The following is an 18,747-nucleotide window of genomic DNA, read 5'->3' as shown; positions in this document are numbered from 1 at the left end:
ATTCCTTCTTAAGTACATTTTACTCTTCTAGTAATTTCTTTGCTGTTGGGAACTGCTCTATATTCGTATGTGGTAAGAAACATGCAGAAATAAATTCATCCATATAACTTGGATATACACTAAGTTCAACATAAGTTATTTGATTACCTATTTCTTCAAGTTTATTTTTTGCATCTTTACTTATAAGAGCTAAGTAAGAACCAACAAGTGAACTATTCCCTATATAAGTAAATTTTTCTCTATCGATATCAGGAAGTAACCCTATAATTATTGAGTTTTCTATGTCTAGGTTGTTTCCTATACCACCTGCTATATAAACCCTATCTAATATACTAAAATCCATACCTAAACTATCTACAAGAGTGTATGCGCCTGAATATATAGCTCCTTTAGCTCTGATGAAATTATCTATATCAACTTCATTGACTACTATATCATTTTCTAAATCAAATTCTTCTTTAAATGCTAATACATACTCTCCTATCTCATGCTCATTAAATCTAACTCTCTTATTATCTAAATCCCTGTATATTTTACCTCTTCTATCTATTACACCTTTAGTAATCATTTGACAGATTAAATCAATTATACCAGAACCACATATACCAACTGGTGCACATTCATCAATAATCTTTAATGTTGGCTCTAAAGTATCTTTATCAATAATTACTTTCTCTATTGCTCCTGCTGATGCTCTCATTCCACAGCTTATCCCTCCACCTTCAAAAGCAGGTCCTGCTGAACATGCACAGCTCATCATATAATCTTTATTTCCAAATACAATCTCTCCATTAGTTCCTAAATCTATAAATAAAACATTTTCTTCACTTGACCATATCCCTGCTGATAATACTCCTGCTGTTATATCTCCTCCTACATAACTTGCAACAGATGGAGCTAAGTACACATATGCACTGTCATTTACAAAAAGACCAACATTTTCACCCATAAGTTTTGGAGATTTTAAAAATGGTGGTATGTAAGGTTCTTGTCTTAAGAAGTCTGTATACACACCCAAGAATAAACTTGTCATAGTTGTATTCCCGGCAGCCACTAATGTAACTACATCTTCCTTATCTATTCCATTTCTTTCATATATTGTTTTTAATAGTGGATTTATAGTTTCCTCAACTATAGCTTTATGAAGTGTCTCTAATCCATTTTTCTTAGTTGAATATATAATTCTATTTATAACATCTGCTCCATATTTTATCTGTGCATTTCCAGAAGATGCTTTATCTACTACCTCTTTTGAGTATAGGTCTACTAAACAAACAACTACTGAAGTTGTACCAATATCTATTGCAACTCCGTATAAGGAATTTTCTTTATTTCCTTGTTCTATATTTATGATTGTAAGTTTCTTTTGTTTTTGAACATATGTTATTGTAACCTTAAAATCACTCTTTCTAAATACAGTTGGCATTTTTCTAAGTATATCCAATCTAAAATCTATTTCATTATATCCTAGGTTATTTCTAACATATCTTTCCAATCTATCTACATCACTTATATTATCATCTAAATTTGGTTCTTCCATTTCTATGTATTTCTTTTTTATATTTGTTTTAAATTGAAGGTTATGTTCTTCAATTATTTTTTTAGCTCTTTCAAAAATTTCCCTATCCTCTTTTTTATTACTACCTTCTATCTTCATACCATGCATAGAAGATGATACTTTAGAAGGAACTTCAATTTCTATATCTGATATTACCTTTGTACAACAAGCTAGTATATAACCTTGCTCCCACTCATCATCTGTTATATGTCTTGTTTTTTCTGTATCAACTTTTCCATTCAATAATTTTACTTTACACTTCCCACAAGACACGTTTCCATTACAAGGAGCATCTATGAATATATCTGCATTTCTTGCAACCTCTAGTAATATATCCCCCTCATTACAATAAACCTCTTTATTGTTTGGTGTAAAACTTACTTTTATCATGTTATCCCTCCCAATTTGTTCTATATATGATAAAAGGAAAGTATAGCTAAATTTGCGTGCACTCAAATTTTACTATACTTTCCCCAATTATAATAATATCTTAATCTTTAATTATTCTAATCCAGCCTCGTATTCTTTATCACTTAATAACGTATCAAGTTCAGCCACATCAGCTAGTTTTACTTTTAATATCCAGTTTTCATATGGGTCTTCATTTATACATTCTGGCTCATCTTCTAATTTTTCATTAACTTCCAATACCTCACCATTAACAGGAGATATTAAATCAGAAGCTACTTTAGAAGACTCAACTACTCCAAAATCTACTCCCTTAGTTACAGTATCTTCTACTTCTGGTGTTTCAACAAACAATATTTCTCCTAATTGATCTTGAGCATAGTCTGTTATACCTATATATACAACATCTCCATCAATTACTTTTACCCACTCATGATCTTTAGAGTATTTTAATTCTGGTAATAATTTCATTTCGATAGACCCCCAATATTATATTATTGATTAAATTACTTAAATCATATTAATATTATATCATATTATTTTAAATTTTCCATCAATTACATTACACTTTCCATAGCTAATGCTGGATGACCTTTTTCTTCTAAGAAAGCTAATACTCCTTCAGAATCGTCAGCTATAGTTTCATCACAAACCATATCACAGAAGTTTTCTATTCCAGTCATTTCTTTAACTGTAGCATTTAATTTATCAGCTACATAATCTTTTAATTCTTTTGGCATCCAAACTATTCTTTCTGGTCCACCTTCTGCATAAGCGAATTTTTTAGAAGATATGAAATGTCTTCCGTGTCCCATAAATCCTGGAGTTTGAACTCCTCCACCTGTCATAGAAGCAAGTTCTCCGAAAGTCATACCAACTGGAGTAACACTTGCAAATTCTCTGTTAACTACAACAAATCCATTTGCTTCTGGCATTATACCACAGATACATTCGAAGCATCCACAAGAAGTCATTGGGTCTTCTAGTATAGAGTATAATGTAACAGATTCAACTGCACCTTGAGATATTTGGTTTACAGTTTCATTTACTGAATTCCATACACCTGTTCTATCATCTAAGCACTCGCCTTTTTCTATTGGTTGACAAGGACCTGTTGGGTCTAGTTCTTTAGTAGCCTTAGCATCTAACCAGCTAACTGCTCCACAAAGACCAAGTCTTTCAGGAGTAACAACACAAACGTGAGCTGGTGCAAATGATTGACATAAGTTACAAGAATAGAAAGTGTCAACACTTTCATCAACTAATGAAGCTAATCTTTCATCTCTAGCATTGTACTTAGCTATTGCTTCACCTTTTAATTCAGAAACTTTTTCAGCATCTGTAATTATAGTTATTTCACACTTATCAACTACTGATTCAAATTCATCTAACATCTTAGCATATAAAACTTCTCCTATATGCTCAAGTCTAAATCCTTTATCAAATGCATCTTTAGAGATTCTTACCCAAGCCATATCTCTTTGTCCAACGTGCATTACACCTTCTATATAGTTTAAGAAGTAGTGGAAACGTCTTTCAAGAACTGGCTCGAAATCTTCTTGCATATTTTTACCAGCTATTTTAACTATTACAGCAAGTGGTAATCTTAATACACCATCTGCATCAACTTCATCTATATTTGGTCCTATTATTTCTATCTTATGGTCTTCAACTTCTGTTGCTTCTTTCTTAACAACAAGCTCCCAAGCTTCAGTTCTGTTTCCACCAAACTCAGCAAACATATCGCTCTTTCTAATTCTCTCACCTTCAAATGCTGCTGCAAATGAAACTGGGATAGGTATTTCAGTAACTTTTATTTTTATTCCTCTAGCTTCTAATGAAGTAGCTACTATCTTATCGTAATCTTTTTGAGTTAATAGGTTCATTGGAACTTCAAGAACTGTTTGGTCAGTTATAACTGGGAATCCTAAAGCTATTGCTCCAGCACCTGCAGATACAACTAATTCACTTAATGGTCCAAATGCATTAACAAATGCAGGAACTCTATTAGCTGTGTACTCTAATAATCCGTTTAAATCACCAGGAGTTAATCCACCGAATATTAATGCTGCTCTTACTGCAACAGATACAACGTGTATAACAGAAGTTACATCATATCCTAGAGGTATAACTCTTAGCTCAAGACCCATTTTTACTCCAGCTTCTATAGCTTGGTCTATAACTTTACCAACTAAGAAAGTTAGTAAACCTTTAGATTGGTAATCTTTTATAACTTTTGCTGCTGATTCTGCATCTGGACACTCACCAAGAACAACTGCAACACCAGGTATATCTCCTGTAACTAATGGTACACCAAGTGATCTGATTATAGGGTCAGTTATATGACCTGCACATGGCTCACTATATGGAGCATCCATAGTTGAATATTTTAATGCTTCAATTACTTCTGCTGCTAAAGCTGTAGCTAAACCAGCATTAAAAGCATGTTCTAGTAAATGAGTTCTATTTATTAAAGATTTTACTACTTCTAAAGCACCTTCTAAGTCCCCTAAAGTGTTCATCTTTTGTCCTGTTGCAGCATATATACAAGGTAATGAATATGCTGTATCAGGGAAAGCAACTTTATGCTCTTTTCCATTCTTTTCTATAGCTTCAGCTAACATAGCTTGAGCCGCACCTAAAGCTTGTTCTGACCCTGTAAAGATTATATTATATAGATTCATTCTATTTCCCCCTTTAATATTTACACCTATTTTTTATTAACTATACCCTAAAAACCCTAGAAAGCAAATCCACCTTCATTTAACTCTAAGAAAGAGTCTGCATATAAAGATGCCCCGTTGATTATGTCACAAGATTTTACAGTTTTCATTAATTCTGGGTCACATGGATTCATTATAGCTGAACTAAATCCATTAGCCATTGCCATTGCTAAGAATGCACTATCTAAAACAGGTCTAACATGCTTAGGACATCCATTAGATACGTTAGATAATCCTCCTGTAGTTAAAAGTCCCATCTCAGTCATCATTTTTATAGCTTCTAAAACTTCTACTTGTTTTTCTTGCATACCTTTTATAACTAAGCATAATGGGTCAAATAGTATATCAGTTGGCTCCATTCCTAACATTAAGCCTTTTTCTAATATTTCTTGGCAGTAAGCCATACGCTCATCATTATCTCTTGGGATACCTTCTTTTGCACATAAACCTATAACCATTGCTTCGTATTCAGCTGCTATATCTATTAAATCAAATCTTGAACCAGCATCAGCAGAGTTTATTATTGGTTTTGCATTAGTTCTATCATAAACTTTTAGTCCAGCTTCGATAGCTTTTTTATTAGCTGTATCTAATGCTATAGGAACATTGTTGAACTCAGATTGAAGTAATTTGATTCCCCATGTCATTATTTCTTCGCCATCTCTTTCGGCAGGTCCTATATTAAAATCTATATAGTGTGCTCCTGCTTCTAATTGCTCTTTTGCTCTTTTTAAGATTGGAGCTGGGTCTCTTTCTGCTAATGCTTTTCTTATTGAAGGTGATATACAATGTATTCTCTCACCTATAATCATAAATTTTTCCATTTATAATGTCCCCCTTTAAATTTAATATTAATAGTTAGTTAATATTTTATTAGTTTGTTTGGCATGCTTTTTCTTGGTATCCTTTTAAGAACTTAGGTAATTCCATAGATTCCTCTGGTCCTATAACTACATTCCATCCTGGTAAGTTATCTTCTATATCACCTTTAAGTACTGCAACTTTTCCTGGAATGATAAGGTCTTTACAATTAGTTACTTCTTCTACCTTACTTTCTTTAATGAAAGCAGAGATTGAGTTTCCACCAAATTTACCAGCAGCCCAAGATGTAAGAACTGAATATCCACCTGCATCTGGTATTACTAACCATACTGGAACTTTTGATCTTTCTATATCACCAGCAACTATGAAGTAAGTTAATGCAAAGTCAACAGTAACTAATACTGGAGAATTTTCATCTGGGTTGTTGATTGGATAAATCTTTGGTTCAACTCTCATTGGTCTTTGTGGGTCAGTGTATATGTTTTGTCTTAGTGCAAATAATGGTAATGCCTTAGCATAACTAATATCATCTATTACTATTATAGAACCGTATTTTATAGTGAATATTGATGATAAAGCAACTTCCATCATAGGGTTTGAATTAGATAATCTATTTGCAAATACTATTGAAGGATATCCAAATGTTCTATCTTGCTCTTTTAAAGCTGTTCTTCTAACTTGTATAGCATTAGTGTAAGTATCTTTTATGTTTTCTCCTGTTACATCTAATACTAATTCTTTATATCCAGCGGCTTGAATTAATTCAACTGTTTCATATAATTCTTCTAAGCTACCAGCTTTTACACCTAATGGTAAACTTGCTCCTTTAACTACTTCTATCATATCTTTGTAGTTCTCTTTAGTTGCTCCATATACCATTGGTCTAGCATCTTTTAATACTTCAACAGCTTCTTTAACTACTTGTGCATCATCACAAGCTAAAATATAAGCTACTTCTAATCCACTGCCTTTTATTTTATCTATTAATTTTAAATACGCATCTTTATCTCCACAATACTCTAAAACAGCCATTTCAACTTTCATTTGTTCACCAATTCTTACATAGTCAACTTTTTTCATGTTAGCTATTTTAGCATCTACTGCTTCATCACTCATACAAGTACAGAATGAAACTGCATATCTATTTCTACTTACTAATGTTTTTTCATGTCTAAATAATACTGTTTCTCCACCTAGTTCATACTCAGATGCACCAGCACCAACTTTTAAAGCTTTCATTAAAGGTGCAGTAGCCTCTGATAATTTTGCTATAGCGTCATCAGACATATGTGGGCATTTACCTACTTCTACAGCTCCTGAAGCAACCTTCATAGAGAAAGCCATACAAGTTGGGAATCCACAATCCTTACAGTTTTTCTTTGGTGTTAATTTAAATATATCTAAAGCTTTTAATGCCATTATTTTTTCCCCCTAACCTTAACAATTTAATTAAGCTAATGCGTTAACCAATTCTTTTATAGTTTCTATTGATTTTGGATGACGAAGTATAACTGCGTTTGAACCACCTACTAAAACACTTGCTGCAGTTGAAACTTCCATTGCTATAGTTCTTTCTTCTGGACAACCCCAATCTGGCTCATCTTCTATTGGAGCTATAGCTTCTTTAACATGACCTACTTCAAAAGCTACTGGTGTTATGATAGGCATTTGTAATGTCTTATCATTTTGACCAAATGCTGCAAGTCTAATTCTATCCATAGTAGATGCAACGTACTCATATCCATAACCAACTGCTGAACATCCAACATTCATAACTATATTTTCACCTTTAACGCCTAGTTGAGTTAACAATACGTTTAATTGTTTAGCTAGGTTTATATCAACAGAAGATTCAGCTCCTACTTTATGTGCATAAGCCATACCAGCTGATGCTCCTACTCCTTTGTAGTTATCTTCTACTGCTGACATAAATAAGCAGTTATGTCCATCCAATGTTTGAGCTAATTTTTCAAATAATTTACCATCTTTTTCATGATTTCCTGAACCAGCTACAACTAAAGGTAATTTTATTGCTTCAATTACTGCCTTAGCTACATCAGCACATTCATCAACTGACTTATCTAATCCATTTGGGTCAGAACCATCAAATTTTAAACAAATAAAATCTGCTTGTGTATTAGCTTCAACATATTTAGCCCACTCTACTGGACAATTAGCTACATCTTTGTATAATTCCTTATATGAATCAGTCCAGCTTTCAGGATAAACGTCTGATATTTGTATCCCTATTTTTGGAGAATTACCTACTTCTCCATCAAAACTATAAAAAGGTAATACATTTTCCCCACCTAATTTAATTGCTTTTTCCCCTATTCCTACTTCAACTTCTGATATTTTTCCAGAATATTTTTGAGTAGACATTTTAAATGCCATATTTTTTTCCCCCTTAAGCCTATTTTAATTCTAATTTAGCAAAAATTTCTTTCATAGCCACTTTAGATTTTGAATCTTCAGGTAAATTAACTAAAGGAATACCTGTAGAATCATATTCATATATCAATTCATCCATAGGTACAACACCGATTAGCTCTAGGTTATGCTTTTCAATTTCTTCTTTAACACCATCATTCATAACTCCATTTGGAACTTTATTTACAATCAAAAGTATTCTTCCAACACTTAACTTTAGTTCCTCAGCTAAATCTCTTATTCTAGCAACAGCTTGTATGCTACGTCTTGAGCAATCACTAACCAATAAAAGTGTATCAACATGTCTAGTGACTTTTCTACTTAGATGTTCCATACCAGCTTCGTTGTCCATGACTAAGTATTTGTAATGACCAGATATTTTGTTTACTTGTTCTCTAAGTATCCCATTTACAAAACAGTAACATCCTTCACCTTCTGACCTACCCATTACTAATAAGTCATATCCTTCGCCTTCTTCGATTATAGAATTTAATCTAAATTGAAGATATTGTGCCTTTGTCATACCACCAGGGAATGCATTGCCTAACTTTTCTCTTTGATTTACTTCTTCTCTTATTTCTCCTATTGTTGCTTCAACTTCGATACCTAATACTTCATTTATGTTAGCATTGGCATCAGCATCTACAACTAATACTGGTCCCTTTTTGTCCTTAACCAAATAATCAATCAAAAGCCCTGTGAGACTTGTTTTACCAGTTCCACCTTTTCCTGCAACAGCTATATTGTATCCCATTTTAAGACTTCCCCCTTAAATCTAGCCACAGAGCCTTATGTACTCTGTCTGTCTATTATAATTTAGGTACAGAATGAACACATTCTCCATGTACATCATGAAGTGCTTCCATTAGCCCTTCAGATAAACTTGGATGTGGATGTATTGCATCCCCTACTTGTTCTACTGTTAATCCTAGATGAACAGCAAGTGACAACTCTGTCAATAAATCTGTAGCATGAGGTCCTACTACTGCTGCACCTATTATCTTATCAGTTTCTTTGTCAGCTATAACTTTTACAAATCCTTGGAAATGTCCTATAGCTTGTGCTTTTCCAAGACCTCTAAAATCAAATTGACCTACATTGTATTCTACACCTTCAGCTTCAAGTTGCTTTTCAGTCTTACCAACACCAGCAACTTCAGGTTCAGTATAAACACATCTTGGAATTGCTCTATAATCTACTACCTTAGTCTTACCTAAAGCATTTTCAACTGCTACGATACCTTCTTTAGAAGCAACATGTGCTAGGAAAGGAGTATCTATTATATCGCCTATTGCGTATATACCTTCTACATTAGTTTCAAGATGTTCATTAACTACTACTTTTCCTCTTTCCATTTCAATTCCTATATCTTCTACTCCAGAATTGTCAAGGTTAGGTCTTCTACCAACACATACTAATGCATATTGTGCTTCTATAACCTTTCCATTAGAAAGAGTTGCAACAGCCTTACCATCAACTACTTCACAAGTTTGTACTCCAATACCTGTAATAACCTTAATTTTATCTTTCTTAAATTGTCTAAGTAGTTGTTTAGCTACATCTTTGTCTTCATTTAATAGTATTTGGTCAACCATCTCAACTATAGTTACTTCTGTTCCTAAGGCTCTAAAGAACTGCCCTATCTCACATCCTATAACTCCACCACCTACTATTAACATAGACTCAGGTATCTCTTCAAGTCCAAGAACTTCATCACTAGTTATTACAACTTTTCCATCATATGGGAACATTCTTGGTACAACTGGAACAGAACCATTTGCTAGTATTATCTTATCTGCTTTTATAGTTTCTACTGTTCCATCATCTTTAGTTACTTCTATAGTGTTTTTATCAATTAATTTTCCAAAACCATTAACTAAGTTTACTCCTCTTTTTTCAAATAAGAACTCTATACCACTTATTAATTGGTTTACAACTTTATTTTTTCTTTCCATTATGGCAGTGAAGTTTGGCTTAACTGTACCATCTATTTCTATACCAAAATCCTTTGCTTCTTTTACAGTATTCAATACTCCTGAAGAGGCAAGAAGTGCTTTAGTTGGTATACATCCTGCATTTAAGCAAGTTCCTCCAACTCTTCTTTTTTCAACAACTGTTACATCTGCACCAAGCATAGAAGCTTTTATAGCTGCTACATATCCTCCTGGTCCACCACCTACTACTACTATCTTCATCTTTAATTCCCCCAAACCTAATATAATCTACAATCTTGCAATACTATAAACCTGCGGCATCCAGTATAGCAGGTATATTCTCTTCTGCCCCAATTGCCATTATATGAACACCATCACATAAATCTTCTTCTTTTAATTGTTTGATAAGTTCCCCTGCCATTTTTATTCCTTCACTTACCCAGTTTTCTTTTCCAGCTGCTCTTAATCTTTCGATTTGTTCATCTGGAACAAATATTCCTGGTACATTTGCAGTCATAAATTTAGCCATTCCTGGTGATTTTAAAGGTACTATTCCTGCTAATACCTTGCAATCCATATCCCTTGTTAATTCTCTAAACTTTCTCATTGTATTTATGTCATAAAGTGCTTGTGTTTGGAAAAATTTAGCCCCTGCTTTTATTTTCTTTTTCATTTTTAATAATTGAACTTCTATTGGAGAATATTCTGGAGTTACTGATGCTCCTAGATAAAAATCTGGAGAACCTTTTAACTTATTACCAGCCATGTCCGTACCTGCCATTAAAGTCTCAGCAGTTTGAAGTATCCCCACAGAATCTAAATCAAACACTCCCTTAGCTTGTGGATGGTCTCCTACGCTAGTATGGTCTCCTGTTAGTGCCAACAGATTGTTTATCCCAAATACACCTGCTGACAACATTTCTCCTTGTATAGCTATTCTATTTCTATCTCTCCCTGTTATTTGAATAACTGGCTCTAATCCAGCATCTTTTAATAATTTACATGTAGCAAGAGAAGTTGCTCTCATAACTGCCGATTGAAAGTCTGTTACATTTGCTGCATGAACTCTTCCAACTAACGGCTTTGCACATTCTATTAAATGTGAAAGGTCAGTCCCTTTTGGAGGAGCCATTTCAGTAGTAACTGCAAATTTTCCACTTTCTAATGTTTCTCTTAATAAGCTCATCTCTAATCCCCCTTTTAACCTTCTAAAAAAAACTTTTATGAATTTGCTGCTGCTTCTTTCTTTTTCTTTGCACTTAAACTTCTTGGATTATTTTGCTTAGAATAGTCTTTTGGTGGTCTTATTTCTGCTAAGTTATCTAATTGTCCTATAGCTTCTAGTCTTTCATATATCTTTATCCAAGCACAATCATTCTCTGAGTTTACTTCACACTTACCATTTTTAGCTCCACCACAAGCCCCATTCATAAGACCTTTAGCACACATAGTTACTGGACATATCCCACCTGTCCAACCAAGTTCACAGTCTCCACAAGCCTTACAGGCTTCTTCATATTCTCCAACTCTTTGTACTTCCCCTATAAACAAAGTATTGTTGGCTGGATAAACTGGCTTATCTTTTAAATTCTTAACTATTGTCTGTGTACCATCTCCACATGCTAAAGATAAAACTGCATCAGCTTCCTTAGTCTCTTCTTTTAGAGCCTTTAAATCCTTTTTAGACTTTAAAAGGTTACAAGCAGGGTCAAGCATTACATATCCTAAGATTTTTTTGCCTTCACCTTCAAGAGTTTCCTTCATTTTTAAAACTTCTTCTTCCCCACCACTTTTACAAGTTGCTGCACATTGATTACAACCAACTAAAACCAGCTTGTCAAAATCTTTTAAGTACCCTAGCACTTCTTCTAATGGTTTATTTTCAGAAATTATCATATCTACTTCCCCCCTAAACCTTCCACATATATATATCTATTTATTGTTTTGTAATTTACAAGCCTTAACTACATGTTTTGCAAGTATAGATGTTGTAACTGAACCAACCCCCGCTGGAACTGGAGTTATCATTGATACTTTGTCTAAAACTGCATTTGTATCAACATCTCCACATAAATTTCCTTCTTCATCAACATTTATACCAACGTCTATAACTACCGCTCCATCTTTAACAAAACTTTCATCAACCATCTTAGCTCTACCAATAGCTGCTATTAGCACGTCTGCCTCTGCTGCTACACCTGATAGATTTTTAGTTTTTGAATGACATATTGTAACAGTTGCGTGTTCACTTAATAAAAGCATTGATACTGGCTTTCCAACTACCATTGATCTTCCGAGAACTGTTACCTTACTTCCTTTTAAATCAACATTATAGTGTTTTAATATCTCAACTACTGCTGTAGGTGTACATGGTGGAAATCCACTTTTATCCCCTTCCATTACCTTAGCAGAGTTTATTGGACTAAAACAATCTACGTCTTTTTCCGGTGCAATAACATATTTTATAACTTCTTCATTTAAGTGTTTTGGAAGAGGTCTAAAACATAATATACCATTAACATTTTTGTCATCATTAACTCTCTTTAATACATCAATATATTCCTCTTGTGTTATATCCTCAGCTAACTCTAACACTTCTGTTGTTATACCTATGTTTTGACATCTCTTTAGTGCTCCTCTTTCATAAGATAAATCATCACTTCTTGCCCCAACTCTAACTATTGTTAGTTTAGGATTTATACCTTCTTTAACTAGTAAATCGACTTCTTTTATTAATTCTTCACTAATTTTATCAGCTACAGGTTTTCCTTTTATAATTTGTCCTTTAGTTGACATTCCTTCCATACATTCACAACTCCCCTACAAGCAAACTTAAATTAATTTATTCTATATACCACATATTAATAACATAGTATCTACTTTCGTCATTTAAAAATTATTTTCCAAGAGCTTTTTCAACTTTGGCATAAACTTCATCACAAATTTTTACACCATCTTCAACTAACTTATCTACTTCTGTTTTTACCTTATTAACATATTCTTTATCTTGTATAGAATTTATATTTATAACTACATTTAATTGTCCACCAAGTATAGCAGCTCTTAAACACTGAACTCCTACACCAACATCACTTATAGCAAGTCTTGAACCTTTATCAACTAAATCTTCATGTAACTTAATAGCTTCATAGCAAACTCTTACTATGTTTAATGGTACTTCACAAGCAACTTTTAATGCCTTTTCCATTGTTTCTGCTTTTATTCTTTTTTCTTCTTCTGTTTCTTTAGGAAGCCCGTAAGCTTTTGATAATGGTAAGAAACATTCTGCATCATCATCTATCATTTTTAATAAATCTTTTTCTAACTTTCCTGCCTTACTTAATATCTCTTTTACACTTTCTTCATACTCAGCATACTTCTTCTTCCCTATTGTAAGGTTACATACCATACTACCTAAAGCCATACCTATTGCACCTACTAGTGCAGCAGCTCCCCCACCACCTGGTACTGCTTCTTTGGAAGATAGTACTTCTACAAAATCAACACAAGTTTTATCTGCTATTTTCATGATAATCCTCCTTGAAAGGATGTAGGAAAATATCTCAAATTGTTCGAGATATTTTACGAACTATTTTAAGATATCTCCTACTCTTTATTTATAAATTAATTTCCTTAGAATAATCCAGCTATTACTCCATTTTCATCAACATCTATTTTTTCTGCTGCTGGAACTTTTGGTAATCCTGGCATCTTCATTATTTCTCCAGTAAGTGCAACTATAAATCCAGCTCCTGCTGAAATTGTTGCTTGTCTTACAGTTATTCTAAATCCTGTTGGTCTACCTAATTTAGTTTGGTCATCAGTTAAAGAATATTGAGTCTTAGCCATACATACTGGAACTTTAGTAAATCCAAGTTTTTCTAAGTTAGCTATTTCCTTATCAGCTTCAGGAGTATAATCTACACCATCTGCTCCATAAATCTTAGTAGCTATAGCATTTATCTTGTCTTTTATAGATAAATCATCTTCATAGCAGAATCTAAAGTTATTTTCTTCTTCATCCAATAATCTTAAAACTTCTTTAGCTACTGCAATTCCACCTTCTCCACCTTTTGCCCATACTTCAGAAAGAGCAACATTAACACCTAATTCCTTACACTTGTCTTCAACAAGTTTAAGTTCAGCTTCAGTATCAAGTGGGAATCTGTTGATTGCAACAACTGCTGGTAATCCATATACTTGAGTTATGTTTTCAACATGTTTTAATAAGTTTGGAAGTCCTTTTTCAAGAGCTTCTAGGTTTTCGTTATTTAAGTCTGCTTTAGCAACTCCACCATTGTATTTTAATGCTCTTACAGTAGCAACTATTATAACAGCATCTGGTTTTAAGTTTGCCATTCTACATTTTATATCTAAGAATTTTTCTGCTCCAAGGTCAGCACCGAAACCAGCCTCAGTTATTACATAATCTGCAAAGTGCATAGCCATTCTTGTAGCTATAACAGAGTTACATCCATGAGCTATATTTGCGAATGGTCCACCGTGTACAAATGATGGTGTTCCTTCAAGAGTTTGAACTAGGTTTGGTTTTAAAGCATCTTTTAATAATGCAGCCATAGCACCATTAGCTTTTAATTGTCTAGCTGTTACAGGTTCACCTTCGTAGCTGTATCCAACTATTATGTTTCCTAATCTTTCTTTTAAATCAGATATATCACTTGCCAAACAGAACGCTGCCATTATTTCAGAAGCAACAGTTATATCGAATCCATCTTGTCTAACTGCTCCATCACCTTTTTTACCCATACCATCAACGATATTTCTAAGTTGTCTATCGTTCATGTCTACACATCTTCTCCAAGTTATTTTCTTAGGGTCTATTCTAAGTGCATTTCCTTGGTGAATATGGTTATCAAGCATAGCAGCTAAAAGATTGTTAGCAGCTCCTATAGCGTGAAAATCTCCTGTGAAGTGTAAGTTTATATCTTCCATAGGAACAACTTGTGCATATCCCCCACCAGCTGCTCCACCTTTAACACCAAATACTGGTCCTAGAGATGGTTCTCTTAAAGCAACTAATACATTTTTGTCTAGTTTAGCAAATGCATCAGCAACACCTATAGTAGTAGTAGTTTTTCCTTCACCTGCTGGAGTTGGGTTTATAGCTGTAGTTAGTATTAACTTAGCTTTTTTACCAGTCTCTCTTTTTAGTAGATTGTAGTCAACTTTTGCTTTGTATTTACCATAAAGTTCTACATCATCTTCACCTAGTCCTAATTTTTTTGCAACCTCTCTAATATCTTGAGGCTTAGCTTCTTGAGCTATTTCAATGTCAGATTTAAATCCCATAACTGAATCTCCTCCCACAACCTAAATAGATTTAAAATATAATTTTTGTAAAAATTGTATTAATATGTAAAAATTATATTTTATAAGATAATTATACATGTAAAATTACTTAAAAACTAGCTACTAAGCTATTAAAATATTCAAACTTAATAGCTAGTTATTTATCTAATTACTTACTTATTACCTATCTATTGCCTATGTCTAACCTTTAACCAACTTAAAATCCCAAATCAAAATTTCTATCTATTTTATTTATCCTTAAGTGACATTAATTTATCTTTTATTGCTTTAATCTGTTCTTTCGTTGTTTCACTAGAATCATATGGAGATTGATTGGCTCTATCAGAATCAATAACATCTTGGTTATAATAAATAAATCCTAAAGATTCTCCATCTTCTAAGTTTTGGATTATAAATTCTTCATCTTCCTTATTTCTAATTTTATTTCCTACTACAAATACTTTATTTACACCTATATCATGTCCAAGTTTCTTAACTTTTCTATAAGTCTGTAGACTTCTCTCTCCTGGTTCTACAACTACTATAAAAGCATCTACACCTTGGGCTGTTCCTCTTCCTAAGTGTTCAATTCCTGCTTCCATATCCATAACGACTACATCTTTATTTTGTAGTATTAAATGTGAGCAGAGTCTCTTCAAAAGAACATGCTCTGGACATACACATCCAGTACCACCAGAATCTACGGTTCCCAATGTAAGTAATCTTACTCCATTGTATTCTTTACAGAAATTTTCAGGGATATCGTCTACTTTAGGATTCATCTTAAACATTTTTCCAAATGAACCTACAGAAGCAGCTGTTCTATCTGAAACTAATTTTTTCATTTCTGATATAGGTACTATTGATTCATATACTTCTTTTGGAAAACCTAGTGCTAAAGCTAAATTAGCATCAGGGTCGGCATCAACAGCAACAACTCTGTATCCGTCTTCAGCAAACATCCTAGAGAGCATTGAAGAAAAAGTCGTTTTACCTACTCCACCTTTACCTGTTATTGCTATCTTCATAATCCCTACCACCTTTTATTACTATTTGCTTTTTAGTAGTTAATTTTACAGTTAAATATTTTTTATACTCTATATTTTTATACACTAAAAATAAACTACAGCTAGTCCTTACAGGAACCAATTAAATTTACCCTACTAGCTTTTCAAAGCAGCATGTATAGTTTTATTATTCTTTAATATTGTTTATATTTTATTTATTCAGTATATTCATTATATTTTGATGTTCTTTACTTTAATATTTGACTTTATTCAACTTTACTCAACCAGAAACTTCTTATAAAAACGTTTATTCTATAACTTCACTATTTTTTAAGCTTCAGCCTTTTCTGCCATTTTTTCTTCAACTAATGCTTCAAAGTGAACACGTTTTTTCTCTATATCTTCTATTATTGTAGCTGCTAACTCTTTTGGATTTGTATTTACAGTAAATGTAGCTCCAACTTTATCTTTTAATTCACTAGTTAATATATCCACTGCTCTTGAAGAACCAGCTATTGGAGGCATTATTCCTAAATAAGTGTCTATACCAGAAGCTACAACATAGCATCCTATAGCAACTGCTTTTTCTGACATCCACTCTGGAGCTATACCTACAACTGGAAGGTCACACATATCCATATCTAAGTAATTAGCTGCTGCTCCAACCAAATCTAGTATACGACTTATATCAACACAAGAACCCATATGTAGTACTGGTGGGATTCCTACTAATTTACAGACAGTTGCAAGACCTTTACCTGCATATTTTTCAGCCGCATCAGATTCCATTAAACCAAACTTAGCTGCTGCTGAAGCTCCACAACCTGTAGTAACTACTATTATGTCGTTTTTGATTAATTCTTTCATTATTGTTACGTGAGCCTCATTTGAAACTCCTTTAGCATTGTTACATCCAACTACACCAGCTGCTCCTCTTAATACTCCAGCTTTTAGACAGTCTGTTAATGGCTTAACTGTTCCTGCTGGGTCTATATGAGAGTTTACAACTCTGTCTAATTGATTTACTACTGCTTCTACACTATACCCAACTGTTGCGCCTGATTTTAATTCAGGTATAAGTACTTTTGATTTATCTCTATTTTTAAAGTTTAAAATAGCTTCTTTAACTATTGCTTTAGCATCATCAAGTGCTTGTTCTTCTCTAAATTCAATATAAGTTGAACCTGTTATCTTAGCTTTTGGAGAAGTTGTTACAAATTTAGTATGGTAACAATCTGCAACTCTAGCTAATGCAGGGAATATACATTGAACGTCAACTATTACAGCTTCAACTGCTCCAGTTATTATTGCAAGTTCTTGTTGATGGAAGTCTCCTGCTATTTTTACACCATGTCTCATTGTAATCTCATTACCTGTACAACACATACCTGCTAAGTTTATTCCATCAGCACCAACTTCTTTAGCTAAAGCTACTAAGTCTGGCTCTTCTGATGCTAAAACTATCATTTCTGATAATGCTGGCTCATGTCCATGTAATATTATGTTAACTTTATTTTCTTCTAATACTGCTAAATTCGCCTCTGTTCTTCTTGGCACTGGAGTTCCAAATAAGATATCGCTTAGACGAGTACCTATCATAGAACCACCCCAACCATCAGCCATAGAAGTTCTAAGACTCATGTGTATTAAACTATCTATATCACCAGTACATCCTATATGAGTAGAGTGCATTATTGTTGCAATTTCTCTATCTATAGCTCTTGGCTCTATAGCGTATTCTTTCCATATTTTTTGTCTTGGTTCTGGTGCATTTTTTATAAATCTTAATGTCCCAAAAGGTTTTCCAAATTCCATTAATGCAATTTCTGCCACTTCATGTGCTACATCATAGATATCTCTACCTTCTGTCTCTACATCCCATTCTTTAGCTAAAGTAATTAACTTAGCTTCGTCTCTTATTTTATAGTTTCCATTTGGATCAGCTAATGCTAATGTATGTGCTATATCTCTAGCATGGTCTGAATGGGCAGCTGTCCCACCAGCAACCATTCTTGCAAAGTTTCTACCTACTATAGTATGCTCATCTGCTCCACATAACCCCCTTGGAGTCTTAGGGCTTATTCTACATGGTCCCATTCCACATATTCTACAGCAAACACCTTGAAGACCAAAACCACATTGTGCCTTAAAGCCTTCTTTTCTATCATACATTGTTTCTACGCCTTCTTCTCTAGCTTTAGCTATCATCTTCTGGCTGTTTAAATCAATTGTTAACATTTTTTCATCCATATTCCTATCCCCTTTTTTTGATTTTTAAAATCCCCCAGGTGACTGACTTCATGTCATAAAATAATAAAATAAATGCTTTCTAAGTTGATTATATACTAATTTTCAGTGCTTTGCTTTAGATTTAAATATTTTTTTAACAAAATTAGATAATACATAAAAATTTTATTTTCTACACTTAATTTAAGTTGATTTTATCGCTTGTTTTTGGCTATTTGTTAATATCTAAACCTACTTTTTTGATACTTCAGTTTAATTAAATTATGTTTTGATTTTTTTAAATCAAATTTGAAATTTTTCTAGTCATT

At 33.3% G+C, this 18,747-nt stretch carries 15 protein-coding genes; all 15 read right to left on the bottom strand.

What is annotated here, in order from left to right:
• Positions 1–19: 19 nt before the first annotated feature.
• The gene (acsV, locus tag CDIF1296T_RS04545) at positions 20–1,948 is read right to left on the bottom strand and encodes a corrinoid activation/regeneration protein AcsV (RefSeq protein WP_003436926.1); all 1,929 of its coding nucleotides are present in this window, start codon (positions 1,946–1,948) and stop codon (positions 20–22) included.
• 111 nt (positions 1,949–2,059) lie between these two features.
• Positions 2,060–2,437, bottom strand: coding sequence for a glycine cleavage system protein GcvH (gene gcvH, locus CDIF1296T_RS04540; protein ID WP_003418363.1), 378 nt, complete (start codon positions 2,435–2,437; stop codon positions 2,060–2,062).
• 86 nt (positions 2,438–2,523) lie between these two features.
• Positions 2,524–4,650 carry an acetyl-CoA decarbonylase/synthase complex subunit alpha/beta gene (gene acsB, locus CDIF1296T_RS04535; protein WP_003418359.1) on the bottom strand — a complete coding sequence of 709 codons (2,127 nt, stop codon included), beginning with the start codon at positions 4,648–4,650 and terminating at the stop codon, positions 2,524–2,526.
• A 56-nt stretch (positions 4,651–4,706) separates the two neighbouring features.
• Positions 4,707–5,513, bottom strand: coding sequence for a carbon monoxide dehydrogenase/acetyl-CoA synthase methytransferase subunit (acsE, locus tag CDIF1296T_RS04530; RefSeq protein ID WP_003418356.1), 807 nt, complete (start codon positions 5,511–5,513; stop codon positions 4,707–4,709).
• A 49-nt stretch (positions 5,514–5,562) separates the two neighbouring features.
• Positions 5,563–6,930 carry an acetyl-CoA decarbonylase/synthase complex subunit gamma gene (gene acsC, locus CDIF1296T_RS04525; RefSeq protein ID WP_003436924.1) on the bottom strand — a complete coding sequence of 456 codons (1,368 nt, stop codon included), beginning with the start codon at positions 6,928–6,930 and terminating at the stop codon, positions 5,563–5,565.
• Positions 6,931–6,960: 30 nt separating this feature from the next.
• Positions 6,961–7,905 carry an acetyl-CoA decarbonylase/synthase complex subunit delta gene (gene acsD / locus CDIF1296T_RS04520; RefSeq protein ID WP_003432254.1) on the bottom strand — a complete coding sequence of 315 codons (945 nt, stop codon included), beginning with the start codon at positions 7,903–7,905 and terminating at the stop codon, positions 6,961–6,963.
• Positions 7,906–7,924: 19 nt separating this feature from the next.
• Positions 7,925–8,695 carry a carbon monoxide dehydrogenase accessory protein CooC gene (locus tag CDIF1296T_RS04515; protein ID WP_003418348.1) on the bottom strand — a complete coding sequence of 257 codons (771 nt, stop codon included), beginning with the start codon at positions 8,693–8,695 and terminating at the stop codon, positions 7,925–7,927.
• A 55-nt stretch (positions 8,696–8,750) separates the two neighbouring features.
• Complete coding sequence (lpdA, locus tag CDIF1296T_RS04510; protein WP_003436922.1) at positions 8,751–10,136, bottom strand: dihydrolipoyl dehydrogenase; 1,386 nt, start codon at positions 10,134–10,136, stop codon at positions 8,751–8,753.
• 43 nt (positions 10,137–10,179) lie between these two features.
• The gene (locus CDIF1296T_RS04505; protein WP_003436920.1) at positions 10,180–11,061 is read right to left on the bottom strand and encodes a methylenetetrahydrofolate reductase; all 882 of its coding nucleotides are present in this window, start codon (positions 11,059–11,061) and stop codon (positions 10,180–10,182) included.
• Positions 11,062–11,096: 35 nt separating this feature from the next.
• Positions 11,097–11,771: a methylenetetrahydrofolate reductase C-terminal domain-containing protein gene (locus CDIF1296T_RS04500; protein ID WP_003436912.1), complete on the bottom strand. Its 675-nt coding sequence runs from the start codon at positions 11,769–11,771 to the stop codon at positions 11,097–11,099.
• A 36-nt stretch (positions 11,772–11,807) separates the two neighbouring features.
• The gene (locus CDIF1296T_RS04495; RefSeq protein ID WP_003432264.1) at positions 11,808–12,680 is read right to left on the bottom strand and encodes a bifunctional 5,10-methylenetetrahydrofolate dehydrogenase/5,10-methenyltetrahydrofolate cyclohydrolase; all 873 of its coding nucleotides are present in this window, start codon (positions 12,678–12,680) and stop codon (positions 11,808–11,810) included.
• A gap of 91 nt (positions 12,681–12,771) precedes the next feature.
• A complete protein-coding gene (locus CDIF1296T_RS04490) occupies positions 12,772–13,404 on the bottom strand; it encodes a cyclodeaminase/cyclohydrolase family protein (RefSeq protein ID WP_003432265.1) in 633 nt (210 codons plus the stop codon).
• A 104-nt stretch (positions 13,405–13,508) separates the two neighbouring features.
• Positions 13,509–15,185 carry a formate--tetrahydrofolate ligase gene (locus tag CDIF1296T_RS04485; protein WP_009888533.1) on the bottom strand — a complete coding sequence of 559 codons (1,677 nt, stop codon included), beginning with the start codon at positions 15,183–15,185 and terminating at the stop codon, positions 13,509–13,511.
• A gap of 248 nt (positions 15,186–15,433) precedes the next feature.
• The gene (locus CDIF1296T_RS04480; RefSeq protein ID WP_009888532.1) at positions 15,434–16,213 is read right to left on the bottom strand and encodes an ATP-binding protein; all 780 of its coding nucleotides are present in this window, start codon (positions 16,211–16,213) and stop codon (positions 15,434–15,436) included.
• Positions 16,214–16,522: 309 nt separating this feature from the next.
• Positions 16,523–18,442 (bottom strand): anaerobic carbon-monoxide dehydrogenase catalytic subunit, encoded by a 1,920-nt coding sequence (gene cooS, locus CDIF1296T_RS04475; protein WP_009888525.1) that lies wholly within the window; start codon positions 18,440–18,442, stop codon positions 16,523–16,525.
• Positions 18,443–18,747 lie beyond the last annotated feature (305 nt).

The sequence above is a fragment of the Clostridioides difficile ATCC 9689 = DSM 1296 genome, assembly GCF_001077535.1.
GTDB lineage: Bacteria > Bacillota > Clostridia > Peptostreptococcales > Peptostreptococcaceae > Clostridioides > Clostridioides difficile.
Note: the sequence above shows the minus strand (reverse complement) of the source record. Positions and strands in the feature narration are given on the sequence as shown.

Coding starts and splice junctions, on each gene's coding strand:
- acsV (WP_003436926.1), bottom strand. CDS start 1,948: ATGATAAAAGTAAGTTTTACACCAAACAATAAAGAGGTTTATTGTAAT.
- gcvH (WP_003418363.1), bottom strand. CDS start 2,437: ATGAAATTATTACCAGAATTAAAATACTCTAAAGATCATGAGTGGGTA.
- acsB (WP_003418359.1), bottom strand. CDS start 4,650: ATGAATCTATATAATATAATCTTTACAGGGTCAGAACAAGCTTTAGGT.
- acsE (WP_003418356.1), bottom strand. CDS start 5,513: ATGGAAAAATTTATGATTATAGGTGAGAGAATACATTGTATATCACCT.
- acsC (WP_003436924.1), bottom strand. CDS start 6,930: ATGGCATTAAAAGCTTTAGATATATTTAAATTAACACCAAAGAAAAAC.
- acsD (WP_003432254.1), bottom strand. CDS start 7,905: ATGGCATTTAAAATGTCTACTCAAAAATATTCTGGAAAAATATCAGAA.
- CDIF1296T_RS04515 (WP_003418348.1), bottom strand. CDS start 8,695: ATGGGATACAATATAGCTGTTGCAGGAAAAGGTGGAACTGGTAAAACA.
- lpdA (WP_003436922.1), bottom strand. CDS start 10,136: ATGAAGATAGTAGTAGTAGGTGGTGGACCAGGAGGATATGTAGCAGCT.
- CDIF1296T_RS04505 (WP_003436920.1), bottom strand. CDS start 11,061: ATGAGCTTATTAAGAGAAACATTAGAAAGTGGAAAATTTGCAGTTACT.
- CDIF1296T_RS04500 (WP_003436912.1), bottom strand. CDS start 11,771: ATGATAATTTCTGAAAATAAACCATTAGAAGAAGTGCTAGGGTACTTA.
- CDIF1296T_RS04495 (WP_003432264.1), bottom strand. CDS start 12,680: ATGGAAGGAATGTCAACTAAAGGACAAATTATAAAAGGAAAACCTGTA.
- CDIF1296T_RS04490 (WP_003432265.1), bottom strand. CDS start 13,404: ATGAAAATAGCAGATAAAACTTGTGTTGATTTTGTAGAAGTACTATCT.
- CDIF1296T_RS04485 (WP_009888533.1), bottom strand. CDS start 15,185: ATGGGATTTAAATCTGACATTGAAATAGCTCAAGAAGCTAAGCCTCAA.
- CDIF1296T_RS04480 (WP_009888532.1), bottom strand. CDS start 16,213: ATGAAGATAGCAATAACAGGTAAAGGTGGAGTAGGTAAAACGACTTTT.
- cooS (WP_009888525.1), bottom strand. CDS start 18,442: ATGGATGAAAAAATGTTAACAATTGATTTAAACAGCCAGAAGATGATA.